Origin of the sequence: Actinomadura kijaniata NBRC 14229 (genome assembly GCF_001552175.1) — a bacterium.
GTDB classification, from domain to species: Bacteria; Actinomycetota; Actinomycetes; order Streptosporangiales; family Streptosporangiaceae; genus Spirillospora; species Spirillospora kijaniata.
The window spans coordinates 1-26973 of sequence record NZ_BCQR01000164.1; the positions used below are offsets into that span (position 1 = coordinate 1).

Sequence of the window (26973 nt, forward strand, 5' to 3'; positions counted from 1 at the left end):
CGGTGGCGCGGCCCGCGGCTCCGCGGCCGCCCGGGCGGGACGTTCCCCGGGAACGGTCCCGTGCCCGCCGCGGCCCCGGCCCGCGCCTGTACTTCGCCGCCGCGGGCGTGCTGGGCGTCGCCGTCGCGGGGGCGCTGACCGCCGTCGTCCTCACCGGCGGCGAGGAGAGGCCGAAGGGCCCCGCCGCCGCCCCGCGGCCGGGGAACGCCGCCGCGACCGGGCCGTCCCCGGCGTCCTACTCGCACTCGCCGACCAACGCCGCCTACGCGGCCATCGCGGAGCGTTCCCGCGACCCGCGGCCGTTGACGCTGGAGCAGATGTTCCCCGCGTCGGCGACCACCGTCGAGGCGCCGGACGGGGCGAGGCTGAGACTGCGCGACAAGCGCGTCGACGCCGACTGCGCCGCCGCCGTCTGGGGCGGGTCGGTGGCGCGCGAGCTGGCGCGCGGCGGCTGCAACCAGGCGGTGCGCGCGCTGTTCGCCGACACCGGCAAGGGCTACGCCCTGTCGGTCACCGTCCTGAACCTGGCCTCGTCGGCCGACGCCGACCGGACCGTGGAGACCCTCGGACGGGTGCGCGGCGGCGGTTTCGTGCGGCCGCTGCCGGCCGCGGCCCCGCTGGACCGCTTCGGCCAGGGGTTCGGCATGGCGCGCGGCCTGGCCGTCGGCCACTACGCCGTGGTCGCGTGGGCGCAGCGCCTGGACGGCCGGGGCGACGCGGGCGACGAGACGCTGCTGACCCTGCTGATCGAGGGCGGCAAGGCCCGGGGCGTGCTCGCCCGGGCCGCCCACGCGGGCTGAACCCCGCCCCGCGGGGGCCTTCCGCCCCCCGTCTGACGTGCTCCCGCGCGTGTTCCGGCCCGGTAAACCCGCAGCCCCCGGTGACGTTGATCACCGAAGTTCGGGCGATTTGTGGCAATATGCGGCCGCTATCCTGGTCTAAACCACTGGGGGGAGTGCCGACCTGGTTTCGCGGCCAAAGAAGTTTCGCGATCGGGTCCAGTCGGGCATGATCCCGGCAGTGATGTAATGTCTTCACACCGCAGCAGGGCCAACGTCGTCCCGAGCCTGCACTGACGTAACGAGCAGTGACACGACGACGACGGGAGGGTTGATGGCTGCTGCTGCCCTCAAGCCGGGCCTGCCCCAGAACCAGGGGCTGTACGACCCGGCCAACGAGCACGACGCGTGCGGCGTTGGCATGGTGGCGGACCTGCACGGACGCAAGAGCCATGACATCGTTGGCAACGCCCTGACCGTCCTGCGGAACCTGGACCACCGCGGCGCGGTGGGCGCCGAGCCCGACGACGGCGACGGCGTGGGCATCCTGGTCCAGATCCCCGACGCCTTCTTCCGCGAGGTCTGCGACTTCGAGCTGCCCGAGGCGGGCGGCTACGCGGCGGGCGTGGCGTTCCTGCCGACCGACGCCGAGGAACGCGCGAACGCCGTCGCGCACATCGAGACCCTGTGCGTGGAGGAGGGCCTGACGGTCCTCGGCTGGCGGGAGCTGCCGACCGACCCGAACTTCGCCGGCCCGGCCGCCCGCAAGGCGATGCCGTACTTCCGGCAGCTGTTCGTCGCCCCGGCGGCGCACGGCCCGCACGCGGGCAGGACGGGCCTGGAGCTGGACCGCGTGGTGTTCTGCATGCGCGAGCGCGCCGAGCAGGACGTCGCGGTGTACTTCCCGAGCCTGTCCAGCCGCACCATCGTCTACAAGGGGATGCTGACGACCCCGCAGCTGGAGCCGTTCTTCCCGGACCTGTCGGACCGCCGGTTCACCTCGGCGATCGCGCTGGTGCACTCGCGGTTCTCCACCAACACCTTCCCGGCGTGGGAGCTGGCGCACCCCTACCGGTTCATCGCCCACAACGGTGAGATCAACACCGTCCGGGGCAACCGGAACTGGATGCGGGCCCGCGAGGCGCTGCTGAAGTCGGACCTGCTCCCCGGCGACATCTCCCGGATCTTCCCGGTGATCGACATCGAGGCCAGCGACACCGCCTCGTTCGACGAGTGCCTGGAGCTGCTGCACCTGGGCGGCCGGTCGCTGCCGCACGCGGTGCTGATGATGATCCCCGAGGCGTGGGAGAACCACACCGAGATGGACCCGGCGCGCCGGGCCTTCTACGAGTTCCACTCCACGCTGATGGAGGCGTGGGACGGCCCCGCCTCGGTGACCTTCACCGACGGCACCGTCGTCGGCGCGGTGCTGGACCGCAACGGCCTGCGCCCGGGCCGCTACTGGGTCACCGACGAGGGCTTCGTCGTGCTGGCCAGCGAGTCCGGCGTGCTGGACATCCCGCAGGACAAGGTGGTCCGCAAGGGCCGCCTGCAGCCCGGCAAGATCTTCCTGGTCGACACCGCGGCCGGGCGGATCATCGAGGACGACGAGGTCAAGGCGGAGCTGGCGGCCGAGCACCCCTACGGGCAGTGGTTGCACGAGGGTCTGGTGCGGTTCGAGGAGCTGCCGCAGCGCGAGCGCGAGGTGCCCACGCACGAGACGCTGGTCAAGCGCCAGCAGACGTTCGGTTACACCCTGGAGGAGCAGCGCGTCATCCTCACGCCCATGGCGAGGACCGGCGCCGAGCCGATCGGGTCGATGGGCACCGACACCCCGATCGCGGTGCTGTCGGAGCGCCCGCGGCTGCTGTTCGACTACTTCAAGCAGCTGTTCGCGCAGGTCACCAACCCGCCGCTGGACGCGATCCGCGAGGAGCTGGTGACCAGCCTGCAGTCGACCCTCGGCCCCGAGGGCAACCTGCTGGAGCCGGGCCCCGACTCCTGCCGGCGGCTGGTGCTGCCGACCCCGATCCTGGACAACGACGAACTGTCCAAGATCATCCACATCAACGACGAGGGCTCCCTGCCGCACCTGCAGGCGCACGTGGTCCACGGCCTCTACGACGTCCACGGCGGCGGCGAGGCGCTGGAGCACCGCCTGGAGGAGATCTGCTCGGAGGTCTCCCGCGCCATCGCCGCCGGCGCGCGCGTCATCGTGCTGTCGGACCGCGGCTCGGACTCGGCGCGGGCCCCGATCCCGTCGCTGCTGCTGACCGGCGCGGTGCACCACCACCTGATCCGGGAGAAGACCCGCACCCAGGTGGGCCTGGTCGTCGAGACCGCCGAGGCCCGCGAGTGCCACCACATGGCGCTGCTCATCGGGTACGGCGCGTCGGCGGTCAACCCGTACCTGGCGGTCGAGACGGTCGAGGACCTGGTCAAGACCGGCGTGCTGACCGGCGTGGACCAGGCCAGGGCCGTCCGCAACTTGATCAAGGCGTACGGCAAGGGCGTCCTGAAGATCATGTCCAAGATGGGCGTGTCGACGGTCGCCTCCTACACCGGCGCGCAGATCTTCGAGGCGATCGGCCTGGGCGCGCCGGTCGTGGACCGCTGCTTCACCGGCACCACCTCCCGCCTGGGCGGCGTCGGCTTCGACGTGCTGGCCCGCGAGGTCGCCGAGCGGCACCGCCGCGCCTACCCGGCGCTGAACGAGCCCGCGCACCGCACCCTGGAGGTCGGCGGCGAGTACCAGTGGCGGCGCGAGGGCGAGGTGCACCTGTTCAACCCCGAGACGGTGTTCAAGCTCCAGCACGCCACCCGCACCCGCCGCTACGAGATCTTCAAGGAGTACACCGCCAAGGTCGACGAGCAGTCCGAGAAGCTGATGACGCTGCGCGGGCTGTTCCGGCTGAAGGAGGGCGAGCGGCCGCCGGTGCCGGTCGAGGAGGTCGAGCCAGTCTCGGAGATCGTCAAGCGGTTCTCCACCGGCGCGATGTCCTACGGCTCCATCTCCGCCGAGGCGCACGAGACCCTCGCCATCGCGATGAACCGGCTGGGCGGCAAGTCCAACACCGGCGAGGGCGGCGAGGACCCCGAGCGGTTCACCCCCGACCCCAACGGCGACCTGCGCCGCAGCGCGATCAAGCAGGTGGCCTCGGGCCGGTTCGGCGTGACCTCGCAGTACCTCACCAACGCCGACGACATCCAGATCAAGATGGCGCAGGGCGCCAAGCCCGGCGAGGGCGGCCAGCTGCCCGGCCACAAGGTGTACCCGTGGGTGGCCAAGACCCGGCACTCCACGCCGGGCGTGGGCCTGATCTCGCCGCCGCCGCACCACGACATCTACTCGATCGAGGACCTGGCGCAGCTCATCCACGACCTGAAGAACGCCAACCCCGCCGCCCGCGTCCACGTGAAGCTGGTGTCGGAGGTCGGCGTCGGGACGGTCGCGGCGGGCGTGTCCAAGGCCCACGCCGACGTGGTGCTGATCTCCGGGCACGACGGCGGCACCGGCGCCTCGCCGCTGACGTCGCTGAAGCACGCGGGCGCGCCGTGGGAGATCGGCCTGGCCGAGACCCAGCAGACGCTGCTGCTCAACGGCCTGCGCGACCGGATCGTCGTGCAGACCGACGGGCAGATGAAGACCGGCCGCGACGTGGTCATCGCGGCGCTGCTGGGCGCCGAGGAGTACGGCTTCGCCACCGCCCCGCTGGTGGTGTCGGGCTGCGTGATGATGCGGGTGTGCCACCTGGACACCTGCCCGGTCGGCGTCGCCACCCAGAACCCCGAGCTGCGCAAGCGGTTCAACGGCAAGCCCGAGTTCGTCGTCAACTTCTTCGAGTTCGTCGCGCAGGAGGTCCGCGAGTACCTGGCGGCCCTGGGCTTCCGCTCGCTGGACGAGGCGATCGGGCACGTGGAGGTGCTCGACACCCGCGAGGCGGTCGACCACTGGAAGGCCGCGGGCCTGGACCTGTCGCCGATCCTGCACCGGCCCGAACTGCCCGCGGGCGCGGCGCTGCGCCGCGTCACCGGCCAGGACCACGGCCTGGAGAAGGCGCTGGACAACACCCTGATCCAGCTCGCCGAGGGCGCCCTGGCCGGCGGCGGGAAGGTACGGCTGGAACTGCCGATCCGCAACGTCAACCGCACCGTCGGCACGATGCTGGGCCACGAGGTCACCAAGCGGTGGGGCGGGCAGGGCCTGCCCGACGACACCATCGACGTGACCTTCACCGGCTCGGCGGGCAACTCCTTCGGCGCGTTCGTGCCGCGCGGGGTGACGCTGCGGCTGGTCGGCGACGCCAACGACTACGTCGGCAAGGGCCTGTCCGGCGGCCGCATCACGGTGCGGCCCCCGGCGGAGGCGGCGTTCGCGGCCGAGACGCAGATCATCGGCGGCAACGTCATCCTGTACGGCGCCACCTCGGGCGAGCTGTTCGCCCGGGGCGTGGTGGGCGAGCGGTTCTGCGTCCGCAACTCCGGCGCCACGGCCGTGGTGGAGGGCGTCGGCGACCACGCGCTGGAGTACATGACCGGCGGCCGCGCGCTGATCCTCGGCCCGACCGGCCGCAACCTGGCCGCCGGCATGTCGGGCGGCGTCGCCTACGTGCTCGACCTGAACGCCGAGCGCGTCAACCGGGAGATGGTGGACCTGGAGCCGCTGGCCGCCGAGGACGCCGAACTCGTCCGCGGGCTGGTCGAACGGCACCGGGCCGAGACCGGCTCCACCGTCGCCGCGGCGCTGCTGTCCGACTGGGACGCCGCCACGGCGCGCTTCACCAAGATCATGCCGCGGGACTACCGGCGGGTGCTCGACGCGGCCGCCGCCGCCCGGGCCGAGGGCCGCGACGTCGACGAGGCCATCATGGCCGCCGCGCAGGGCTGAGAGGGGGACACCGAACATGGCTGACCCGAAGGGTTTTCTGACCGTTGAGCGGGAGCTCCCCGAGCGCCGTCCGGTCGACGTCCGGATCCGGTCCTGGCGCGAGGTCTACGAGGACTTCGGCAAGGACCGGCTGGAGAAGCAGGCCAGCCGCTGCATGGACTGCGGCATCCCGTTCTGCCACCAGGGCTGCCCGCTGGGCAACCTGATCCCCGAGTGGAACGACCTGGTCTACCGCACCGACTGGCACGAGGCGATCGAGCGCCTGCACGCCACCAACAACTTCCCCGAGTTCACCGGGAAGCTGTGCCCCGCCCCGTGCGAGGCGGCGTGCGTGCTCGGCATCAACTCCGACCCGGTCACCATCAAGCGCGTCGAGGCCGAGATCATCGACCGGGCGTGGGACGAGGGCTGGGTCCGCCCGCAGCCCCCGGCGGTGCGCACCGGCAAGCGGGTCGCGGTGATCGGATCGGGCCCGGCGGGCCTGGCCGCCGCCCAGCAGCTCACCCGCGCCGGGCACGACGTGAAGGTGTACGAGCGCGACGACCGCGTCGGCGGCCTGCTGCGCTACGGCATCCCCGAGTTCAAGATGGAGAAGCGGCACCTGGACCGCCGCATCGCCCAGATGCGCGCCGAGGGCACCGACTTCAAGGTCAACGTCAACGTCGGCGTCGACATCACCGCGCAGGAGCTGCTGGAAGGCCACGACGCGGTGGTGCTGGCCGGCGGCGCCACCGTCCGCCGCGACCTGCCGATCCCCGGCCGCGAGCTGGGCGGGATCCACCAGGCCATGGAGTACCTGCCGCTGGCCAACAAGGTGCAGGAGGGCGACTACGCCGAGCCGCCGATCTCCGCCGAGGGCAAGCACGTCGTGGTGATCGGCGGCGGCGACACCGGCGCCGACTGCATCGGCACCGCGATCCGGCAGGGCGCGGCGTCGGTCACCCAGCTGGAGATCATGCCGCGGCCGCCGCAGGACCGGCCGGGCAGCCAGCCGTGGCCGACCTACCCGATGCTGTTCAAGATGGAGAGCGCCCACGAGGAGCTCGCCGACCTGGGCGGCGACCGCCTCTACGCGATCAACACCGTGGAGTTCCTGGGCGACGAGAACGGCAACGTCCGCGCGCTCAAGGTCGTCCAGGTGGAGGGCCCCGAGACCGGCTTCAAGCCGGTCGAGGGCACCGAACGCGAGATCCCCGCGCAGCTGGTCACCCTGGCCATGGGCTTCCTCGGCCCGCAGCGCGAGGGGCTGCTGGAGCAGCTCGGCGTCGAGCTGGACCAGCGCGGCAACGTCGTCCGCGACGCCGACTACGCCACCAGCGTGGACCGGGTCTTCGCGGCCGGCGACATGGGCCGCGGCCAGTCGCTGATCGTGTGGGCGATCGCCGAGGGCCGCGCCGCCGCGCACGGCGTCGACAAGTACCTCACCGGCCAGACGACGCTGCCGTACCCGATCCCCCCGACCGCACGGCCGATTGCCTGACGGCCGCCCGAACTGACAGGATCAGCCGCCGTGCCCCGGAACGTTCCGGGGCACGGCGCTGTCGCGCGAAGGGGGGAAACGTGCCGACCAGGCGTATCGACGTGACCACCTGGTATCTGGAGCAGACCGACCCGGGCGACCTGCGCCCGGCGCGGGAGCCCGACATCGCGGTGGAGATCGTCCGGGCCGAGGTGCCCAGTCCCGAGCTGAGCCGGTTCCTGTACACCGCCGTCGGCGGCGACTGGCACTGGACCGACCGGCTGCCGTGGTCGTTCGAGCAGTGGCGCAACTGGCTGGACCGGCCCGGCGTGGAGACCTGGGTGGCGTACGTGCGCGGCACCCCCGCCGGCTACGTGGAGCTCGACCCGCAGGCCGAGGCGCAGGTCGAGATCTCCTACTTCGGGCTGCTGCCCGCCTTCACCGGCCGCGGGCTGGGCGGGCACCTGCTGCACACCGGCGCCGCCCGCGCGTGGGACCTGGCCGACCGCTGGCCCGACCGCAAGCCCACGCGGCGGGTGTGGCTGCACACCTGCTCCACCGACGGTCCCGCCGCGCTGCGCAACTACCAGGCGCGCGGGTTCCGGGTCCACGACGTGCGGACACGGCCCGAGACGGTCGGCCACCGCCCGCCGGGCCCCTGGCCGGGCGCGCACGACAGCCGGACCTAGCGGTACCGGACATGGCCCCCACCGCCAGGGGAAACTACTCTTTGGAGTGATCACACTCCATACAGTGAGACTCTGGAGGTGATGGCCGTGCGCCGCACCGACCGCCATCCCGCCCACCACCCCTCCCGCCGCCCCGCCCGCCGGACCGTCCGCGTCCTCGCGCCCACCCTGCTCGCCCTGGCATGGCTGGGCACCGTCGGCCCCGCCGCGCCCGCCCCGCAGCCCGCCCCGGCCCCGCCCGCCGTCCAGCTCAGCCATGTCGGCGCGGCCCCGGTGCACGCCGAACGCTGCGCCGACGCCTGCCCCACCGTCCACGACCCGGTCACCTGCACCTTCGACAACGGCGACGTCCAGGTGTTCGGCAACCGCTGCGAGGCGACCCGGCACGCCTGCCGCGCCGGACTGAGGATCGTCAGCTGCGCGCGGGGCGTCCGCGCGCACTGACCCCACCCGGGCACGGGTGCGCCCGCCCGGCGGCGGGCGCACCCCGCGCGGTCACGCCCCGCCCGGCGGCAGGGCCGTCAGGTCGTAGGTGACCGCCACCGAGAACCCCGCGGTGTCCCCGGCGAACTCCAGCACGTACCCGCCCGGCGCCAGCGGGTCGATCCGGCACCAGTGGCCCGAGCCGACGATCCGCACGCCCCGCCCGTCCGCGCCCGGCGTCATCGGGTTGCCGGGCACCCCGACCAGCCGGTACGGCACGTCGTTGGTCACCGGCGTGACCGGCAGGTCGACACCGTTCAGCCGCGCCGCCACCCGCACCCGCCGAAAGTGCGGAACACCCTTGCCGCCGTCCTCGGCGAACACGTTCAGCACCGGGAAGAACAGCGGCACCCCGCCCGGCACCGCGCACGCCCGCGACGCCTCCCCGCCGAACGTCCCCGCCAGGAAGAACACGTCCTCGGGCTGGTTCACCCCGGCGTGCCGCCCGGTCGCGTCCCGGCAGGGGTGCCGGTCCCCGGGGACCGAGCAGGCCCACCGCCACCAGCGGGCCGCCAGGCCGGGAAGGCTCGACGGGTCGTAGGGCAGGCCCCCGGAGAACGCGGGACTGCCGGGGTACAGGGACCGGGGATCGTCCTCGGGACGGCCGCCGCCGAACAGACGCTGCAGCATGTCGTGACACGTCCAATCTGGGATGGCGGCCCGGCCCCGGGCGGACCGGGCCGTCAGAGGGGACGCGCGAGTGATCGCCGCGGTGTACCCGACACGACCCCCCGCGACACACCCATCCGATGAAGCACCCCGCCAGCGACGTGTCCCGCCAGCGACGTGTCCCGCCAGCGACGTGTCCCGCCGGTGACGTGTCCCGCCGGTCACGCCCTCCACTGGTCACGCCCTCCACTGGTCACGTGTCCCACTGGTCACGTGTCCCACTGGTCACGTGTCCCACTGGTCACGTGTCCCACCGGTGACATGTCCCACTGGTCACGCCCTCCGCTGGTCACGCGCCCCGACGGTGACGAGCCCCGCCGGTCACGCGTTCCGCCGGTCACGCGTTCCATCGGTGGCGTGCTCCGCCGGTGGTGTGTTCAGTCGATGAGCTGTGCGCCCAGCTCCCGTAGCACCTCCACCAGGAGTTCCACGTCGGCGGTCGTGGTGCGCCAGTTCAGGGCCGCCGGGCGGAACACCGTCATGCCCCGGTGGACGCTCGTGCCCGCGAACACGCGGCCGTCGGCCAGCAGCGCCTTGCCCAGCCGCGCGTTCAGGGCGTTCAGCTCCTCCTCGGGGACCCCCGGCGGTCGGTACCGGAAGCACACCACGCACAGCCGCACCGGCGCCAGCAGCTCCAGGTCGGGGGCCCGCTCGACCAGCTCGCCCAGGTGCGCCGAGACATCCAGGTGCCGTTCGACCATCTCCCGGTAGCCGGAGCGGCCGTAGGCGCGCAGCGTCGCCCAGATCGGCAGGGCCCGCGCCCGCCGCGACGACTCGGGGCCGAGCATGTTGTAGTTGATGCGCTCCTCGTCGGGCTCGGGCAGGTACGGCGCGTCCCACGCCCCGAACGCCCGCCCCAGCCACGCCGGGTCCTTCACGAACGAGAAGCCGCTCTCGTAGGGCACGTTCAGCCACTTGTGACCGTCGGCGGTCACCGAGTCGGCCCATTCCACCCCGCGCGCCAGATGCGCCGTGCGCGGCGACACCGTCGCGAACAGCCCGAACGCGCCGTCCACGTGCAGCCACGCCCCGTACCGCTCGGCCAGGTCCGCCATCTCCGCCAGCGGGTCGCTGTCGCCGGTGTTGACCTCGCCGAGGTTGCCCACCAGCACCGCCGGGGCCCCCTCCAGCGCCGCCAGGGCCTCCTCCAGCGCCGCCAGGTCCAGCCGCCCCGCGTCGTCACGGGCCAGCACCCGCAGCGTGTCGCGCCCGCACCCCAGGACCTGCAGCGCCTTGCGCGTGCTCACGTGCACCAGCCCGCTGCTGAACACCGGCATCGGCGGCAGCCCCGCCAGCCCGTCGGCGACCACGTCCACCCCGTGCCGGTCCGCCCACCACGCCCGCGCGCACGCCAGCCCCGTCAGGTGCGCGAACGTCGCGCTGGGCGTCAGCACCCCGCCGAACGACTCCGGCAGCCCGAACAGGTCCTTCAGCCACCGCAGCACCACCGTCTCGGCCCGCGCCGCCAGCGGCGAGGTCGCCCACAGCCCCGCCCCCTGGTCCAGCAGCGACGTCACCCAGTCCCCGGCCATCGCCGCGGGCGTCGCCCCGCCCACCACGAAGTGAAAGAACCGCGGCCCCGACGAGTGCGTCGCCGCCTCCGTCCCCACCCGCAGCAGCCGCTCCACGCTCGCCAGCGTCCCCTCGCCCCGCTCCGGCAGCGGCCCGTCCAGCTCCGCCAGCAAGCCGTCGCGCGACCGGTCGTGGACCAGCCGCTTGGGCAGCTCCTCCAGATAGGGACCGGCGGCCTCCGCCACCGTCCGCAGCGCCGCCAACGCCTGGTCATGTTCGGTCAAAGGATCACTCATGCATCCCATTGAACAGCCAATACACAGCAAAGATCATGGAACGGCCGGTTCCGGACCTTGTGTGGGACCACCACGGCCACTACCTTTTCGCCGCGCCCGGTCACCCACCGCTGGGGTGACCGGGCGTCCGATTCCTCCAAGACCGCGACCGGCCCGGCGCCCTAACGTGACCCGCATGACGTCCCTGTCGCGCGCGGACCTGGCCCGCGCCGAACGCTTCGTGTGGCTCAACGCCCGCGTCCTCGACCGCCACCGCTTCGCGCTCCACTTCCGCGGCGGCCCACCCGGACCCGTCCTGGCGGCCCTGCGCCCCTACGCCAACCCCGACGGCGGCTACGGCCACGCCCTGGAACCCGACCTGCGCGGCCCCGACGCCCAGCCCGTCGCCGCCCAGCACGCCCTGGACGTCCTGCACGAGGCCGGAGCCGACGACGACCCCGCCGTCACCCGCGTCGCCGACTTCCTCACCACCATCACCCGGCCCGACGGGGGAGTGCCGTTCGTCCTGCCCACCGCCCCCGACGACCCGCACGCCCCCTGGTGGGCCACCGGCGACGACCCGCCCTCCGCCCTCAACCCCACCGCCACCCTCGCCGGCATGCTGCACCGCGCCGGCTCCACCCACCCCTGGCTGGCCCCCGCCACCGACTACTGCTGGACCCACCTGGAACGCGACCGCCGCCACGACCCCTACGACGTCCTCGCCGCCCTGACGTTCCTCGACCACGTCCCCGACCGCGACCGCGCCACCGCCGCCCTGGACCGCAACGCCGACGCCTTCCGCGCCCCCGACGGCCCCGGCGACCACCACCGCCCCCTCGACCTCGCCCCCACCCCCGACGGCCTCGGCCGCCGCCTGTTCGACGACGCCACCATCGACGCCGACCTCGACGCCCTGGCCGCCGAACAGCACGACGACGGCGGCTGGACCTTCCCCTGGCCCGCATGGACCCCCGCCGTCCAGCCCGAATGGCGCGGCCTCCTCACCATCGAACGGCTCCGCACCCTCCGCGCCTACGGCAGACTCCAGGAATGAAACCCGAGACCGTCGCCCAGCACTGCCTGTCCCTGCCCGACGGGACCGAGGACTTCCCCTTCGGCCCCCAGCCCGCCGTCTACAAGACCGGCGGAAAGATCTTCGCGCTGCTCGCCGAGGACGCCGACCCGCCCCGCGTCAGCCTCAAGCTGCCCCCCGACGAGGTCGAGGCCCTCAAGGCCCAGTACCCCGGCACCGTCCTGCCGGGCTACCACCTCAACAAACGCCACTGGGTGACCGTCCTGCTGGAGGGCGACCTCGACGACGAGGAGATCCTCACCCTTATTGACGCCTCCCACGAGACCGTCATCCAGACCATCCCCAGAACCCGCCGCCCCCCGTCGGCCCGCTAGAGCAGCCCCCGGATCGGTACGCCGCCCAACCCCCGCACCTCGTTCGCCATGTGCGCCTGGTCGGCGTACCCGGCCACCTGCGCCACCTCCGCCAGCGGCCGCCCCGCCCGCGCCAGCCGCAACGCCCGCTGGAACCGCAGCACCCGCTGCACCGTCTTCGGCCCGTACCCGAACGCCGCGACCACCCGCCGCCGCGCCTGCCGCTCACTCAACCCCAGCCCGGCCGCGACCTCCCGCACCGACGCCCCGCCCGCCAGCCCCCGCGCCAGCGCCGGGGCCAGCGGATCCGCCGGACCCCCCGCCGCCGCCCGCGCCACCACCGCGCCCGCCAGCACCGCCCCCGGATCGGCCGCACCCGCCAGCGCCTCCGCCAACCGCTCCGCGCCGTCCCCCCACAACTCCCGCAACGGCACCCGCCCGTCCCGCACCGCGTCGGCCGGCACCCCCAGCACCGGAACCGCCGCCCCCGGCCGGAACCGCACCCCCACCAACCGGTCACCCGGCCCGATCGTCGCCGGAACCGGCCCGGTGTCCGGCCCCGCCACCTGCACCAGCCCCCGCGCCGCCCACCAGACCACGTCCACGCACCCGTCCGGCACCACCCGCTGCGTGAACGGCTCCGCCCCCGCCGGCAACGCCGACTCCCACACACACGCCACCCCCGCCGTGACCTGCGTCGCGTCCGCGGCGGTCTCCCGATAACCCGTGGGATTCACAACACCCTGCATACCACCCGCCTCCCCGGGCAGGGATCCCCCCGTCAACGACGACCCCCCGACGGGAGGAAACCGTGTCCCACGAACTCCAGGGCAAGACCATCGCCTTCCTCATCGCCCCCGAAGGCGCCGAACAGGTCGAACTCACCGAACCCTGGAAGGCCGTCAAGGACGCCGGCGGCCACCCCCGACTGGTCTCCACCCAGTCCGGCCGCGCCCAGGCGTTCAACCACCTCGACAAGGGCGACACCTTCCAGGTCGACACCACCGTCGACGTCTCCGGCCACACCGAGTTCGACGCCCTCGTCCTGCCCGGCGGCGTCGCCAACCCCGACTTCCTGCGCACCGACGACGGCGCCGTCGCCTTCGTCAAGGCCTTCTTCGACGCCGGCAAGCCCGTCGCCGCCATCTGCCACGCCCCCTGGACCCTCATCGAGGCCGACGTCGTCCGCGGCCGCGAACTCACCTCCTGGCCCAGCCTGCGCACCGACCTGCGCAACGCCGGCGCCACCTGGGTCGACCAGGAGGTCAAGGTCTGCGACCACGGCTCCAACCGCCTGGTCACCAGCCGCAAACCCGACGACCTGAAGGCCTTCTGCCAGACCCTCGTGCAGGAGTTCGCCCGCTGAGAACCACCCGGTGGTCCAGACCACCGGGTGAATCTTCGGCGACCGTCACCTGCACGAATATCCGTACTGGCAGGTAACTAAGTAGCGTTGTACCCGTGACCCGTCGAGCAAAGATCGTCAGCACCATCGGCCCCGCCTGCTCCAGCCCCGAGCAGATCCGCGCCCTCGTGGACGCCGGCATCAACGTCGCCCGCCTCAACATGAGCCACGGCGACTACCCCACCCACGAGGCCGTCTACCACCGGCTCCGCGCCGCCGCCGAGGCCACCGGCCGCGGCGTCGGCATCCTCGCCGACCTGCAGGGCCCCAAGATCCGCATCGGACGCTTCCCCGACGGGCCCGTCCGCCTCACCCTCGGCGACGAGTTCACCATCACCACCGAGGACGTCCCCGGCACCCGCCGCCAGGTCTCCACCACCTACCAGGGCCTCCCCGGCGACGTCCGCGCCGGCGACACCGTCCTCATCGACGACGGCCGCGTCGCCCTGGAGGTCACCTCCGTCGACGGCCCCCGCGTCACCACCCGCGTCACCGTCGGCGGCATGGTCTCCGACAACAAGGGCCTCAACCTGCCCGGCGTCCCCGTCAGCGTCCCCGCCCTCACCGACAAGGATGAGGCCGACCTCCGCTGGGCCCTCCGCCTCGGCGTCGACATGGTCGCCCTCTCCTTCGTCCGCACCCCCGCCGACGCCGAGATCTGCTACCAGATCATGGACGAGGAGGGCGTCCGCGTCCCCCTCATCGGCAAGATCGAAAAGCCCCAGGCCGTCGACAACCTCCCCGAGATCGTCGCCGCCTTCGACGGCATCATGGTCGCCCGCGGCGACCTCGGCGTCGAACTCCCCCTCGAACAGGTCCCCATCGTCCAGAAACGCGCCATCGAACTCTGCCGCGAGAAGGCCCGCCCCGTCATCGTCGCCACCCAGATGCTGGAATCGATGATCTCCGCCCCGCGCCCCACCCGCGCCGAGGCCTCCGACGTCGCCAACGCCGTCTTCGAAGGCGCCGACGCCGTCATGCTCTCCGGCGAGACCAGCGTCGGCCAGTACCCCATCCAGTCCGTCCAGACGATGAGCCGCATCGTCGAGGCCGCCGAGGCCGCCGCCCTCGAAGCCACCCACAACCTCAACCGCATGCCCGAGACCGTCGGCGGCGCCATCGCCCGCGCCGCCGCCGAGGTCGGCGCCATTGTCGGAGCCCAGGCCCTGGTCGCCTTCACCATGTCCGGCGAGACCGCCCGCCGCCTGTCCCGCTACCGCTCCCCGATCCCGCTGCTGGCCTTCACCTCCGTGCCCGCCGTCCGCGGCCGCCTCGCCCACGTCTGGGGAGTCGAGACCTTCATCGTCCCCTTCGCCAACCACACCGACGAGATGGTCCACCAGGTCGAACAGGGCCTCCTCGAATCCGGCCGCTGCCAGAAGGGCGACCGCGTCGTCATCGTCGCCGGCTCCCCGCCCGGCACCCCCGGCTCCACCAACGCCCTGCGCGTCCACCGCATCGGCGACGCCATCACCCACCCGACCGACCACTGAAATCACCATCGCGTATCGATCCGGGTTCACCCTGACGGACCGAGCAACCCCGACGCCCCACCACGCGTCCGGGCCCCGGCCCGTCCTCGTCCCGTCCCCGGCCCGTCTCCACACGGAGACGGGCCGCCCCTGGACACGGCGGCCACCCGTCCCGCAACCTGATCACATGAACCCCGAACCGCACCCGGACGACGAGGCCACCCCGTCCCGCTGGCGCTCCCTGCCCCCACGCACCCCCCTGGAGGACCTGGAAGCCGGCCACGAGGTGCCCCCGGCCCCCCAGGCCATCGCCGAAGGCGGCATCACCCCCCTGGAAGAGGCCACCCGCTACCCGGCCTGAGAAGCCCGCTCAGTGCTTCGGCCCCACGAACCCGTCCAACCGCGCCACCGCCTCCCTCCGCGCCACGGAGATCTCGATGGGTTTGTTCCGCTTCCAGGAGACCCCGAGAAGGTCGAGCGCCTCGGTGTAGAGACCGCGAATGTCGGCGGACACGTTGGTGAAGAGGTACCGGGGGTACTCGTACCAGCCGTCCCCGGACGGGCGCCGCACCCGGTTGGTCGGGCGGCAGCCGTCCGAGTGGAGGAGACCGCGCACGAACGGCCGGGGATCGGCGTGGACGATCTCACGCTGCCACGCCGCCAGCTCGATCCGCCGTTCGTGCTTGCGCCCGGGACCGTGCTGGGGGAACAGGCACGGCCAGTGCTTGGAATGGCTGTTGACCTCCACGCACCCGGGACGCTGGATGGTCCGCACCCTGTTGTCGGGGCGCACGGCCCGCACCGCGCCGACGCACTCGTCGATCAGGCCGGGCCAGGCGTTCGCACAGGCGATCCGGAGCGCCCACACTTTCTTCTCGGGGGCGCTGACGGGGCTGATGCATCCGTCGCCGAGATAGAGCCCCAGCAGATAGGAGTAATCCGGGGCGGGCTCCGGCGGGCGGGGGACAGGTGAACAGCGAGGGCATTCGCGTGAACCCGCGACGTAGAGATCACGGCCCTGCTCGGTCCTTAATTGCCATTCACGAATGGCGTGGCGGGAAACGCCGGTCCGCCGGCTCACTTCGCTGACGGTGAGACCCTGCCCCAGCAGGGCGAGCGCGCGCTGTCGCGTTGAGGTGTCGTACATGCGCGAAGCGTGACACGGGGCTACGACAAAACCGCCCCCTGTAGCGGGAGGCGGTTTTTGTCCGTTTGTGCCCCGAGTGGGATTCGAACCCACACTTTGCGACTTTTGAGGCCGCCCTCTCTGCCGGTTGGAGTATCGGGGCTTAACGGGATGAATCGTACACCGTGGTCGCCGTTGCCTCGATGTGGTTTCGATGTCACCGGCCGACCTGCCGGGAGCCAGCCTAACGCCTCCCGGTAGTCTTGCGCGCGTGACGGAGAGCGCTCGGCGAGTTGTGATCGCGGAAGATGAGGCCCTGATCCGGCTGGATCTCAAGGAGATGCTGCAGGAGGACGGCTATGAGGTCGTCGGTGAGGCGGGGGACGGCGAGACGGCCGTGCGGCTGACGGCCGAGCTGAAGCCGGATCTGGTGATCCTGGACGTGAAGATGCCGGTGCTGGATGGTATCTCGGCGGCTGAGCGGATCTCGGCGGATCGGATCGCGCCGGTGGTGATGTTGACGGCGTTCTCGCAGCGGGAGTTGGTGCAGCGGGCGACCGAGGCCGGGGCGATGGCGTATCTGGTGAAGCCGTTCACGAAGTCGGATCTGGCGCCGGTGATCGAGGTGGCGGTGAGCCGTTACACCGAGATGCGGGCGTTGGAGGCCGAGGTCGCGGGGCTGCATGAGCGGCTGGAGACGCGGAAGCTGGTGGATCGCGCCAAGGGGATCTTGCAGGCGGCGAACGGGTGGACGGAGCCGGAGTCGTTCCGGTGGATTCAGAAGACGTCGATGGATCGTCGTTTGACGATGCGGGCGGTCGCGGAGGCCGTGTTGGCGGGGGCGTCGGGTGAGGGTGCCAAGGGTGGCGGGGAGGCTGGGGGGTCCGGGGAGTCCGGGGAGGCCAGGGGTGGTGTGTCGGGGGTGGATGGGCCGGTGGCGGGCTGACGGGGGCCTGTGCGGGGTGGTTCCGGGGGAGCGGGAGCCGCTTGACCGTGGCTTGACCTTCGGATGAATGCGGCTTTGCCGTTGTCTGTCCTGTCGGGGTGGCTCGTCTGGTGACGGAGCGTGCTATGTGGTGGTCACCGAGTGTGATTCGCGCTGGCCAATCCGTGCGTCGGATGGCCACAGAGCAGTAACGAACGAATAACCCTTCTATCCGGGGGTCCTGTTCTGGGGTGGCCGCTCGGTGTACGACATACCTGATCCCCGGGTGACCGAAATCTCCCCCCAGAGTTTCGGCTTCGCCGGGGCCTGTCTCGTACCCGATCCCCTCCCGGATCCGGATGGAAAGGTTGGGCACCTTGCGGCGCAACATGTTGAGGGTCACCGGCGCGGTGGCCATGAGCGCGGTCCTGGCGCTCGGTGCTGGTGCTTGCAGTGGCGGCGACGACGGTAAGGGCGGCGGCGGTGACGGCGGCATCACGATCGGGTTCATGGGTGACCTGACCGGTGAGAACTCCGGTCTGGTGATCCCGCCGTACCAGGGTGCGCAGCTGGCGGTCGAGCAGTACAACGCGACCAACCCCAAGACCAAGATCACGCTGAAGAAGTACGACAGCCAGGGCAAGCCGGAGCAGGCGACCACGCTGATCCAGGGTGCGGTGAAGAACGACAAGATCACCGCGCTGATCGGTCCGGCGTTCTCGGGTGAGTCGCAGTCGGTCGGTCCGATCCTGGACGAGGCGAAGATCCCGAGCATCACGCCGTCGGCGACCAACGTCACGCTGGCGGAGAAGAGCTGGAAGTACTGGCACCGCGCGGTGGCCGACGACGCCGTGCAGGGCACGGGCGCGGGCGGCTTCATCGCCGACCAGGTGAAGGCGAAGAAGGTCTTCACGGTCCACGACAACCAGGACTACGGCAAGGGCCTGGCCGACAGCATCGCGAACGTCGTCAAGCCCAAGGGCGCGCAGGTGCAGACCGACGCGGTGGACGACAAGGCGAGCGACTACTCGTCGACGGTCAACAAGATCAAGCAGTTCAACCCGGAGATCGTGTACTTCGGTGGGTACTACTCGGTCGCGGGCAAGCTGTTCAAGCAGCTCCGTGAGGCGGGCTACACCGGCAAGATGATGTCGGGCGACGGTTCGCTGGCGGCCGGTCTGGTCGAGGGCGCGGGTCAGAAGAACGCGCAGGGTGCGCTGCTGTCGTGCGGTTGCGTGATCGACGCCGAGGGTAAGGTCAGCGCGAAGAGCAAGAAGTTCGCCGAGGACTACAAGGCGAAGTTCGGCTCGCCGGTGGCGATCTACTCCAGCGAGGGCTACGACGCGGCGACGGCGCTCATCGAGGCGATCAAGGCCGGCAAGACCAAGTCGGAGGACATCAACGCGTTCCTCAAGACCGTGGACTTCGAGGGTGTCGGCAAGCGGATCAAGTTCGACGACAAGGGCGAGCTGGCCTCCCAGGACATCTACGTCTACCAGGTCAAGGACAACACGATCCCGCTGCTCGGCAAGAGCACCGAGGCCAAGCCGGCCTGAGTGGGCTTCGGGCTCGTTCCCGAACTGAATCATCCGACCCCTTAGCGGGGACCCTGTTGGCGCGGGAGCGGGAGCGCTACGAGCGCTCCCGCTCCTTTTCACAGAGGCGACCAAAGGTGCTCGACAACTTCGTTAATCAATTTTGGCCGAACACTATCGACGGCCTGTCGCTGGGAGCGATCTACGCGCTCGTCGCGCTGGGCTACACGATGGTCTACGGCGTGCTGCGACTGATCAACTTCGCCCATGCCGAGATCTTCATGGTGGGCACGTTCGCGTCGGTCTTCACGATCCAGGCCCTGGGCGTCTCGGAGGTCGGCGGTCTCGGCCTGATCGGCGTCGTGGTGCTGCTGGCGCTGGTGTCCGGCCTGGTGTCGGGCGGCAGCGCGGTGTTGCTGGAGGCGACGGCGTACCGTCCGCTGCGGAAGCGGGGGGCGTCGCGGCTGGCGGCGCTGATCTCTGCGATCGGTGCTTCGATCTTCATTCAGCAGCTGTTCGCCACGATCGGGGTGCCGCTGCTGTTCGACACCTCCAAGGAGGCCGGCAAGCTGCCGGTGAACTCGCACTTCGTCGAGCGCAGCAACGTGATCGATCTGGGGCCGATCCAGGTCAGCAACGACAAGCTGATCATTTTCCTGGGCGCGATCCTGATGATGATCGCGCTGGACCAGTTCGTGAACCGCACGAAGCTGGGCCGCGGTATCCGTTCGACCGCGCAGGACCCGGAGACCGCGGTGCTGATGGGCGTGAACATCGACCGGGTGGTGACCGCGACGTTCCTGGTCGGCGGCATCATGGCCGGTGTCGCGGCCGCGCTGTACATCGTGCGGTTCGAGCAGGCGTGGTACTTCACGGGCTTCCTGCTCGGTATCAAGGCGTTCACGGCGGCGGTCCTCGGCGGTATCGGCAACATCCGCGGGGCCCTGGTCGGCGGTTTCGCCCTCGGGCTGTTCGAGGCCTACGGGGCGAGCATTTTCGGTTCGGGATGGAAGGACGTGGTCGCGTTCTCCGTCCTGATCCTGGTCCTGATGTTCCGTCCCACCGGCATTCTCGGTGAGTCCCTCCAGCAGGCGCGCGCATGAACCTCACGAAGACTTCCAAGGGAAACGGCGGACGCGGTCTCTCGATGGACCCGCTTCGCGACTGGTGGGCGACGGCTCCGGGCGGTGCGCGCTGGGCGGTCTACGGGCTGCTGGTGGTCGGTGCGCTGCTGCTGCCGAGCGAGAGCATCGGCGCGTTCATGGCGGGCGGCGGCGGTGACTGGGCGACGATGCTCAGCGACCAGATCGGGATCTACATCCTGCTGGGTCTGGGCCTGAATATCGTGGTCGGCATGGCGGGTCTGCTGGACCTGGGCTATGTGGCGTTCTACGCGGTGGGCGGTTACACGATCGGCATCTTCGCCACCAAGTTCGGGTGGCACTTCTGGGAGACGCTGATCCTGGCGATCGTGTTCTCGGCGCTGGCCGGGATCCTGCTGGGCGCCCCGACGCTGCGGCTGCGCGGCGACTACCTGGCGATCGTGACGCTGGGCTTCGGTGAGATCGTCAAGAAGACGGTCAACAACACCCAGTACGTCAACGGCCCGCGCGGCATCCAGGGCATCCCGCACCCGCCGTCGCTGAGCGAGTTCGAGATCTTCGGGGTGCAGCCGCTGAAGTACGGGCTGCTGGACTCGCGGCCGTACTACTACCTGCTGCTGTTCCTCATCATCCTGACGATCATCTTCACGAAGCGGATGGAGCGCAGCCGGGTCGGCCGGGCCTGGGCGTCGATCCGCGAGGACGAGGACGCGGCCGAGCTGATGGGCGTGCCGACGTTCCGCTTCAAGCTGGCGGCGTTCGCGCTGGGCGCGGCGATCGGCGGCAGCGGCGGCGTGGTGTTCGCGGCCAAGCAGACGTCGATCAACCCGGAGAACTTCACGTTCCTGGTGTCGGCGCTGATCCTGGCGGCGGTGGTGCTGGGCGGTTCGGGCAACATCCCGGGCGTGGTCCTCGGCGCGTTCATCATCGCGTGGCTTCCCGAGCGGTTCCGCGAGCTGGCGGACTACCGCATGCTGATCTTCGGTCTGGCGCTGATGGTCATGATGATCTTCCGTCCGGAGGGGTTGTGGCCGTCGCGGCAACGCAAGGCCGAACTCGCCGAGGGCACCGGCGGTATGGGCAGTATGGGGGCAGAGGTGGCCGGTCCCGGCACGGCCGGTCCGGGTACCGCGGGTCACTCCGCGGAGGTGGGCAAGTGAGCGACTCTCAGCCGACGAACGTCCTGGAACTGCGGGACGTGGTCATGCGCTTCGGCGGTGTGACCGCCATCAACAAGCTGAACCTGGAGATCCGCAAGGGCGAGATCTTCGCTCTGATCGGTCCGAACGGCGCGGGCAAGACGACGGTGTTCAACGTGACCACCGGCGTGTACCGGCCGACCGAGGGCCAGGTGGTCTTCAACGGGCAGCGCATCAACGGCAAGAAGCGCTTCCAGATCACCAAGCTGGGCGTGGCGCGCACGTTCCAGAACGTGCGGCTGTTCCACAACATGACCGCCCTGGAGAACGTGATGGTGGGGGCCGACGCCCACCACCGGACCGGGTTCATGGGCGCGTGGCTGGGACTGCCGTGGCACCGGCGCGAGGAGCGCGAGGGCCGGGAGAAGGCCCGCGAGCTGCTGGAGCTGGTGGGGATCGGGCACCGCATCGGGGAGGTGGCCAAGAACCTGCCCTACGGTGACCAGCGCCGGCTGGAGATCGCGCGGGCCCTGGCCACGAACCCCAGGCTGCTGCTGCTCGACGAGCCCGCCGCGGGCATGAACCCGGCGGAGAAGATCGCGTTGCAGGAGCTGATCCGGGCGATCCGGGACCGGGGCGTGACCGTGCTGCTCATCGAGCACGACATGAGCCTGATCATGGGGATCAGTGACCGGATCGCGGTGCTGGACTTCGGCCAGAAGATCGCCGAGGGTCTGCCGGCCGAGATTCAGAACGACCCGCGGGTCATCGAGGCGTATCTGGGGGCTCCGGCCGATGCTTCTTGAGATCAAGGACATCCACGTCCACTACGGAAAGATCGCGGCGCTCAAGGGCATCACCGCGACGGTCGACCAGGGCGAGATCGTGACGCTGATCGGCGCCAACGGCGCCGGGAAGACCACGACGCTCAAGACGATCTCGGGGCTGCGCCCGCTGTCGTCGGGGTCGATCGTGTTCGAGGGCAACGACATCTCCAAGATGCCGGGCCACAAGCGCGTGGTCGCCGGGATCGGCCAGTCACCGGAGGGCCGGGGATGCTTCCCCGGCATGACGGTGGAGGAGAACCTCCTGATGGGCGCCTACACCCGCAAGGGGGACGTCTCCAAGGAGCTGAACGAGGCCTACGAGCTGTTCCCGCGGCTGGCCGAGCGCAAGACGCAGGCGGCGGGCACCATGTCCGGCGGCGAGCAGCAGATGCTGGCGATCGGCCGGGCGCTGATGTCCAAGCCGAAGGTGCTGCTGCTGGACGAGCCGTCGATGGGTCTGGCGCCGATGCTGGTGCAGCAGATCTTCACGATCATCCAGGAGATCAACCGGCGCGGCACCACGGTGCTGCTGGTCGAGCAGAACGCGCAGCAGGCGCTGCAGATCGCGCACCGCGCGTACGTTCTGGAGACCGGCCGGGTCGTGAAGTCGGCGCAGGCGTCGGAGCTGCTGGACGACCCGGAGGTCCGCGCGGCCTACCTGGGCGGCGAGCTGGGCGGAGACGGCGCGGACGGCGTGTCCGGGACTCGGGCCGAGAGCGCCTCGGACACCGCCTCCGACACCGCCTCCGACGGTCCCTCGGGCGACACCCCCGGTGACGCCCCGGACGGTCCTTCGGTGCGCAAGAGCGACGGCTGACGCCGTTCGTCGCGGTACTGACGAGTCCCGGCGCCCCGTGTTCCACGCGGGGCGCCGGGACTCGGCGCGTTCACCGGCGTGTTCAGGTGAGGGGGATGTCGGCGGGGTCGGGCTGGGACACGGCGCCGACGGTGGGGGACCCCACCACCCGTAGCGCGCGGGCCCCGACGCCCTGCGGCACGTCGTAGTACAGGTCGAACTCGGCGCGCATGGCCGCGCCCACCGACAGCCGTTCGGGCTGCCGCTTGACCATGGTCGCGTTGACGTCGGGGACGAGGGTCCGCCCGTCGGCGGTGACCAGCAGCTGCTTCCAGGTGTCGAAGACCTGGATGTCGCGGCCGGTGTTGACGGCCATGATCCGCACGCGGACGTAGCGGCCCTTCGGCCTCATCTCCGCGTGGCTGCCGAACAGCGAGGTCAGCGGGTCGCTGAACGCCAGGACCGTCACCTGCAGGTCGGCGCTGCGCCCGGCGCGCCCGTGCAGGACGCGTTCGCCCTCGCGGACCTTCTCCGACGGCAGCGCGTAGGCGGGCGGGGGTTCGTCGCGCGAGCATCCCGGCAGCGCGCCGGCGGCGAGGACCGCGACGAGAAGGGCGGGGAGGGCGGCCGACGCCGGGCGAGCACGCATGACCGCACCGTACGGCCCCCGGCCGCGCGACGGAAGATCCCTTCGCGCGCGGGGCGGGTGCGGGTGGCGGGCGTGGGACGGCCCGGGAGCGCCTTTGGGGCCGTACGGGCCTTCCCCGGACACGTACGTTGTCTACTCGGCGCTCCCGGGCCGTTCTGATCCACGGTACAGATCACCGGTGGTCCGTCGCAAAGGTCGCGGCGCACCTGATCAGAAGGGACTACTCCGGAGGGGGCCGGACGAGGGGGCCGGGCGGGGCCCGGACCAGCCCCGGGTCAGCCCCGGATCAGCCCCGGATCAGGACGCCGGGGGGCGGTCGCGCAGCATGCAGGTCAGGCGGGCGGTGCAGACGCGGCGGCCCTGCTCGTCGGTGATGACGATCTCGTAGGTCGCCAGGGAACCGCCGCCGTGCAGGCGCGTCGCCACCCCCGTGACGTGGCCGTCGGACGCCGCCCGGTGGTGGGTGGCGTTGATCTCGACGCCGACCGCGATGCGGTCCGGCCCGGCGTGCAGCGCCGCCCCGACCGACCCCAGGGACTCGGCCAGCACGCAGGAGGCGCCTCCGTGCAGCAGACCGTAGGGCTGGGTGTTGCCCTTCACCGGCATCCGGCCGACCACGCGCTCGGCCGAGGCCTCCAGATACTCGATCCCCATCGCCTTGGCGAGATCGCCGAGCGGGTCGATGGCCCCGGCGAGCTGCTGGTCGGTCAAGTCAGCCTCCTTCGAACTGTCGTAGGCGCAGACTAGAGTTCCGGTGTGGCGACGACAGCACCGACCCCTGACAAGCACGACCGGCTCCTGCTGCTGGACGGGCACTCCCTGGCCTACCGGGCGTTCTTCGCGCTGCCGGTGGAGAACTTCTCCACCACCGACGGGCAGCCCACCAACGCCGTGTACGGCTTCACCTCGATGCTCATCAACGTGATGCGCGACGAGCAGCCCACGCACATCGCGGTGGCGTTCGACCGGTCCGAGCCGACGTTCCGGCACGAGCAGTACGTGGAGTACAAGGCCGGGCGCGCCAAGACGCCCGACGAGTTCCGCAGCCAGGTCTCCCTGATCCACGAGGTGCTGGACGCGTTGCAGATCCCGCGGCTGTCGGTGGCCGGGTTCGAGGCCGACGACATCATCGCGACGCTGGCGACCCAGGCGTCGCGGGCCGGGATGGAGACGCTGATCCTGACCGGGGACCGGGACGCCTTCCAGCTCGTCGACGACCACGTCACCGTGCTGTACCCCAAGCGCGGCGTGTCGGAGCTGGCGCGGATGGACCCGGCGGCGGTGGAGGAGAAGTACGGGGTGCCGCCCGAGCGGTACCGGGAGCTGGCGGCGCTGGTGGGGGAGAGCAGCGACAACCTGCCCGGCGTCCCCGGCGTCGGCCCCAAGACCGCCGCCAAGTGGCTGGTCAAGTACGGCAGCCTCGACGAGCTGGTCGCGCACGTCGACGAGATCAAGGGCAAGGCGGGCGACAGCCTGCGCGCCCACCTGGGCGAGGTGCTGCGCAACCAGCAGATCAACAAGCTGGACTGCGAGGTCGGCCTGGAGCTGACCCCGCCGCAGCTGGCCATGGGCGCCTGGGACCGCGAGGAGATCCACACCCTGTTCGACTCGCTGCAGTTCCGGGTGCTGCGCGAACGCCTGTACGCGTCGGTGTCGGCGGCCGAGCCCGAGGCCGAGGAGGGCTTCGACGTCGCGGTCGAGTCGCTGGAGCCCGGCGCGCTGGGCGCCTGGCTGGAGGCCAACGCCCCCGCCGCGGCGCGCACCGGCGTCGCCGTCACCGGCACCTGGGGCCGCGGCACCGGTGAGATCACCGCGATGGCGCTGGCGTCCAAGCGGGGCCCGGCGGTGTCGTTCGACCCCGCCGAGCTGATCGCCGACGACGAGAAGGCGCTGGCGGCCTGGCTGGCCGACCCCGACCGGCCCAAGGCCGTCCACGACGCCAAGGGCCCCATGCTGGCGCTGGCCGCGCGCGGCCTGACCCTGGCCGGGGTCACCAGCGACACCGCGCTGGCCGCCTACCTGGCGCTGCCCGGGCAGCGCACGTTCGACCTGGGCGACCTGGCGCTGCGCTACCTGCACCGCGAGCTGCGCGAGGAGCAGGACGACTCCGGGCAGCTCACCCTCGACGGCACCGGCGAGCAGGAGGCCGCCCGCGACCTGGCGGTGCGGGCCCGCGCCGTCGCCGAGCTCGCCGACGCCCTGGACGCCGACCTGGAGCGCCGCGGCGCGACCCGGCTGCTGCACGAGGTGGAGCTGCCGCTGGTGCGGGTGCTGGCCGACATGGAGCGCGCCGGGATCGCCGTGGACGCCGACCACCTGGCGAACCTGTCGGCGTCCCTGGGCGGCCAGGTCAAGGAGCAGGAGCAGCTCGCCCACGCCGCGGTCGGCCGCGAGTTCAACCTCGGCTCGCCCAAGCAGGTCCAGCAGGTGCTGTTCGAGGAGCTGAACCTGCCCAAGACCAAGCGCACCAAGACCGGCTACACCACCGACTCCGAGGCGCTGACCGGGCTGCTGGCCAAGGAGGGCCACCCGGTCCTGGAGCACATCCTGCGCTGGCGCGAGGTCGCCAAGCTCAAGTCGATCGTGGACTCGCTCATCCCGATGGCCGACGACGCCGGGCGCATCCACACCACCTTCAACCAGATGGTCGCCGCCACCGGGCGGCTGTCGTCGACCGACCCCAACCTGCAGAACATCCCGATCCGCACCGCCGAGGGCCGCCAGATCCGCGAGGCGTTCGTGGTGGGGGAGGGGTACGCGTCGCTGCTGACCGCCGACTACAGCCAGATCGAGCTGCGGATCATGGCGCACCTGTCGGGCGACGAGGCGCTGCTGGAGGCGTTCGGCTCCGGCGCCGACTTCCACACCATCACCGCCTCCCACGTGTTCGGGCTGCCGCCCGAGCAGATCGACTCCGAGCTGCGCGCCCGCATCAAGGCCATGAACTACGGCCTGGCCTACGGACTGTCGGCCTACGGGCTGTCGCAGCAGCTGTCGATCGCGCCCGACGAGGCGCGGGGGCTGATGGAGGAGTACTTCCAGCAGTTCGGCGGCGTCCGCGACTACCTGCAGGACGTGGTCGCCAAGGCCCGCCAGGACGGCTACACCGAGACGATCTTGGGCCGCCGCCGCTACCTGCCCGACCTCAACTCCGACAACCGGCAGCGCCGCGAGATGGCCGAGCGCATGGCCCTCAACGCGCCCATCCAGGGCTCGGCCGCCGACATCATCAAGGTCGCCGGCCTCAACGTCGACCGCGCCCTGCGCGAGGAGGGCCTGCGGTCGCGGATGCTGCTCCAGGTCCACGACGAGCTGGTGTTCGAGGTCGCCGAGGGCGAGCTGGAGACCCTCCAGGACCTGGTCCGCCGGGAGATGTCCGGCGCCTACCACCTGCGGGCGCCGCTGGAGGTCTCCATGGGCACCGGACGCACCTGGCAGGACGCCGCCCACTAGACGGACCCGCGGCGACCCCGCGGCGGCCTCCACGGGCGTTTCAGGGGCCCGCCGCCCCACAGGGGTCCCCGGCGTCCCACCGGTGGTCCCGAACACCATCGGAAGACCCCGTCTTGATCTTCTGCGGGCAAGGAGACAGGGCGGGGTCTTTTGCGCGCCCCCTCAGCCCTTAAAGCCTTCATTTCGGGAAAGCGAGTTGTATGACCGTTTGATCCTTGGCGGCGTACGCTGTCCCCGGGCCGTGAACGCGCCGACCGACGGGGGTACCGTGCCGCTTCTGCACAAGATCGCTGCTGCCGTCATCGTCTGCGCCGTGGCGCTCGGGCTGACCCTGCCGGGCGAACGGCAACGCCAGCCCGGGAGCCGGGAGGCCGCCCACGCCGGGGCCGTGCGGGACGCC

General features: G+C 71.4%; 22 protein-coding genes, 1 tRNA gene and 1 pseudogene. 17 read left to right on the top strand and 7 right to left on the bottom strand.

Going from position 1 to position 26973, the window contains the following annotated elements; all coding sequences use genetic code 11:
- The 5 genes and pseudogenes from AKI01S_RS52075 to AKI01S_RS38530 form a co-directional block, all read left to right on the top strand.
- Nucleotides 1–800, top strand: a pseudogene (locus AKI01S_RS52075) (hypothetical protein); the annotation flags it as partial.
- Between the two features lie 313 nt (nt 801–1113).
- Entirely contained in the window at nt 1114–5667 is a 4554-nt protein-coding gene (gltB, locus tag AKI01S_RS38515) for a glutamate synthase large subunit (protein WP_067829728.1), read from the top strand.
- 16 nt (nt 5668–5683) lie between these two features.
- Nucleotides 5684–7147 (top strand): glutamate synthase subunit beta, encoded by a 1464-nt coding sequence (locus AKI01S_RS38520; protein ID WP_067829732.1) that lies wholly within the window; start codon nt 5684–5686, stop codon nt 7145–7147.
- An 80-nt stretch (nt 7148–7227) separates the two neighbouring features.
- Complete coding sequence (locus AKI01S_RS38525; RefSeq protein WP_067829736.1) at nt 7228–7815, top strand: GNAT family N-acetyltransferase; 588 nt, start codon at nt 7228–7230, stop codon at nt 7813–7815.
- An 87-nt stretch (nt 7816–7902) separates the two neighbouring features.
- Nucleotides 7903–8259, top strand: a complete 357-nt coding sequence (locus AKI01S_RS38530; protein WP_157420469.1) for a hypothetical protein — start codon at nt 7903–7905, stop codon at nt 8257–8259.
- A gap of 51 nt (nt 8260–8310) precedes the next feature.
- Here the strand turns inward: AKI01S_RS38530 and AKI01S_RS38535 are convergent, their stop codons facing one another.
- Together AKI01S_RS38535 and AKI01S_RS38540 are read right to left on the bottom strand one after the other, a co-directional pair.
- A complete protein-coding gene (locus tag AKI01S_RS38535) occupies nt 8311–8928 on the bottom strand; it encodes a hypothetical protein (RefSeq protein WP_218009983.1) in 618 nt (205 codons plus the stop codon).
- Nucleotides 8929–9344: 416 nt separating this feature from the next.
- Nucleotides 9345–10775 (bottom strand): pyridoxal phosphate-dependent decarboxylase family protein, encoded by a 1431-nt coding sequence (locus AKI01S_RS38540; RefSeq protein WP_067829743.1) that lies wholly within the window; start codon nt 10773–10775, stop codon nt 9345–9347.
- Between the two features lie 175 nt (nt 10776–10950).
- On the opposite strand from AKI01S_RS38540, the gene AKI01S_RS38545 reads away from it, so the two are divergent.
- Together AKI01S_RS38545 and AKI01S_RS38550 are read left to right on the top strand one after the other, a co-directional pair.
- Nucleotides 10951–11811 (top strand): hypothetical protein, encoded by an 861-nt coding sequence (locus tag AKI01S_RS38545; RefSeq protein ID WP_067829747.1) that lies wholly within the window; start codon nt 10951–10953, stop codon nt 11809–11811.
- The gene (locus tag AKI01S_RS38550) at nt 11808–12164 is read left to right on the top strand and encodes an MmcQ/YjbR family DNA-binding protein (protein WP_067829750.1); all 357 of its coding nucleotides are present in this window, start codon (nt 11808–11810) and stop codon (nt 12162–12164) included. Before AKI01S_RS38545 ends, AKI01S_RS38550 begins: the two co-directional genes overlap by 4 nt.
- On the opposite strand, the gene AKI01S_RS54435 is transcribed toward AKI01S_RS38550, so the two are convergent.
- The gene (locus AKI01S_RS54435; protein ID WP_067829785.1) at nt 12161–12880 is read right to left on the bottom strand and encodes a DUF6597 domain-containing transcriptional factor; all 720 of its coding nucleotides are present in this window, start codon (nt 12878–12880) and stop codon (nt 12161–12163) included. The genes AKI01S_RS38550 and AKI01S_RS54435 overlap by 4 nt on opposite strands.
- Before the next feature lie 74 nt (nt 12881–12954).
- On the opposite strand from AKI01S_RS54435, the gene AKI01S_RS38560 reads away from it, so the two are divergent.
- The 3 genes from AKI01S_RS38560 to AKI01S_RS51265 all read left to right on the top strand — a co-directional run bounded on the left by AKI01S_RS38560 (nt 12955) and on the right by AKI01S_RS51265 (nt 15381).
- Complete coding sequence (locus AKI01S_RS38560; RefSeq protein ID WP_157420471.1) at nt 12955–13509, top strand: type 1 glutamine amidotransferase domain-containing protein; 555 nt, start codon at nt 12955–12957, stop codon at nt 13507–13509.
- A 95-nt stretch (nt 13510–13604) separates the two neighbouring features.
- On the top strand, nt 13605–15041 hold the full coding sequence (pyk, locus tag AKI01S_RS38565; RefSeq protein WP_067829753.1) for a pyruvate kinase: 1437 nt from the start codon (nt 13605–13607) through the stop codon (nt 15039–15041).
- Nucleotides 15042–15207: 166 nt separating this feature from the next.
- A complete protein-coding gene (locus AKI01S_RS51265; protein WP_157420472.1) occupies nt 15208–15381 on the top strand; it encodes a hypothetical protein in 174 nt (57 codons plus the stop codon).
- Between the two features lie 9 nt (nt 15382–15390).
- Here AKI01S_RS51265 and AKI01S_RS38570 read toward each other — a convergent pair whose 3' ends face one another.
- Together AKI01S_RS38570 and AKI01S_RS38575 are read right to left on the bottom strand one after the other, a co-directional pair.
- Complete coding sequence (locus tag AKI01S_RS38570; RefSeq protein ID WP_067829755.1) at nt 15391–16167, bottom strand: helix-turn-helix domain-containing protein; 777 nt, start codon at nt 16165–16167, stop codon at nt 15391–15393.
- Nucleotides 16168–16235: 68 nt separating this feature from the next.
- Nucleotides 16236–16309: transfer RNA gene (locus AKI01S_RS38575), tRNA-Leu, on the bottom strand.
- A 132-nt stretch (nt 16310–16441) separates the two neighbouring features.
- Here AKI01S_RS38575 and AKI01S_RS38580 point away from each other — a divergent pair.
- The 6 genes from AKI01S_RS38580 to AKI01S_RS38605 all read left to right on the top strand — a co-directional run bounded on the left by AKI01S_RS38580 (nt 16442) and on the right by AKI01S_RS38605 (nt 22492).
- Nucleotides 16442–17092 carry an ANTAR domain-containing response regulator gene (locus AKI01S_RS38580; protein ID WP_067829758.1) on the top strand — a complete coding sequence of 217 codons (651 nt, stop codon included), beginning with the start codon at nt 16442–16444 and terminating at the stop codon, nt 17090–17092.
- Nucleotides 17093–17460: 368 nt separating this feature from the next.
- Nucleotides 17461–18627: a branched-chain amino acid ABC transporter substrate-binding protein gene (locus AKI01S_RS38585; protein ID WP_067829761.1), complete on the top strand. Its 1167-nt coding sequence runs from the start codon at nt 17461–17463 to the stop codon at nt 18625–18627.
- 116 nt (nt 18628–18743) lie between these two features.
- Complete coding sequence (locus tag AKI01S_RS38590) at nt 18744–19709, top strand: branched-chain amino acid ABC transporter permease (RefSeq protein WP_067829764.1); 966 nt, start codon at nt 18744–18746, stop codon at nt 19707–19709.
- A 44-nt stretch (nt 19710–19753) separates the two neighbouring features.
- The gene (locus AKI01S_RS38595) at nt 19754–20869 is read left to right on the top strand and encodes a branched-chain amino acid ABC transporter permease (RefSeq protein ID WP_245681950.1); all 1116 of its coding nucleotides are present in this window, start codon (nt 19754–19756) and stop codon (nt 20867–20869) included.
- A 44-nt stretch (nt 20870–20913) separates the two neighbouring features.
- The gene (locus AKI01S_RS38600; protein ID WP_067829791.1) at nt 20914–21654 is read left to right on the top strand and encodes an ABC transporter ATP-binding protein; all 741 of its coding nucleotides are present in this window, start codon (nt 20914–20916) and stop codon (nt 21652–21654) included.
- A complete protein-coding gene (locus AKI01S_RS38605; RefSeq protein ID WP_084000666.1) occupies nt 21644–22492 on the top strand; it encodes an ABC transporter ATP-binding protein in 849 nt (282 codons plus the stop codon). The genes AKI01S_RS38600 and AKI01S_RS38605 overlap by 11 nt, the downstream gene beginning before the upstream one ends.
- A gap of 82 nt (nt 22493–22574) precedes the next feature.
- Here the strand turns inward: AKI01S_RS38605 and AKI01S_RS38610 are convergent, their stop codons facing one another.
- Together AKI01S_RS38610 and AKI01S_RS38615 are read right to left on the bottom strand one after the other, a co-directional pair.
- Nucleotides 22575–23120, bottom strand: coding sequence for a DUF4352 domain-containing protein (locus AKI01S_RS38610; RefSeq protein ID WP_067829771.1), 546 nt, complete (start codon nt 23118–23120; stop codon nt 22575–22577).
- A 297-nt stretch (nt 23121–23417) separates the two neighbouring features.
- Complete coding sequence (locus AKI01S_RS38615) at nt 23418–23774, bottom strand: PaaI family thioesterase (RefSeq protein ID WP_084000667.1); 357 nt, start codon at nt 23772–23774, stop codon at nt 23418–23420.
- 102 nt (nt 23775–23876) lie between these two features.
- On the opposite strand from AKI01S_RS38615, the gene polA reads away from it, so the two are divergent.
- Nucleotides 23877–26573 carry a DNA polymerase I gene (gene polA, locus AKI01S_RS38620; protein ID WP_067829777.1) on the top strand — a complete coding sequence of 899 codons (2697 nt, stop codon included), beginning with the start codon at nt 23877–23879 and terminating at the stop codon, nt 26571–26573.
- Nucleotides 26574–26973: the final 400 nt, after the last annotated feature.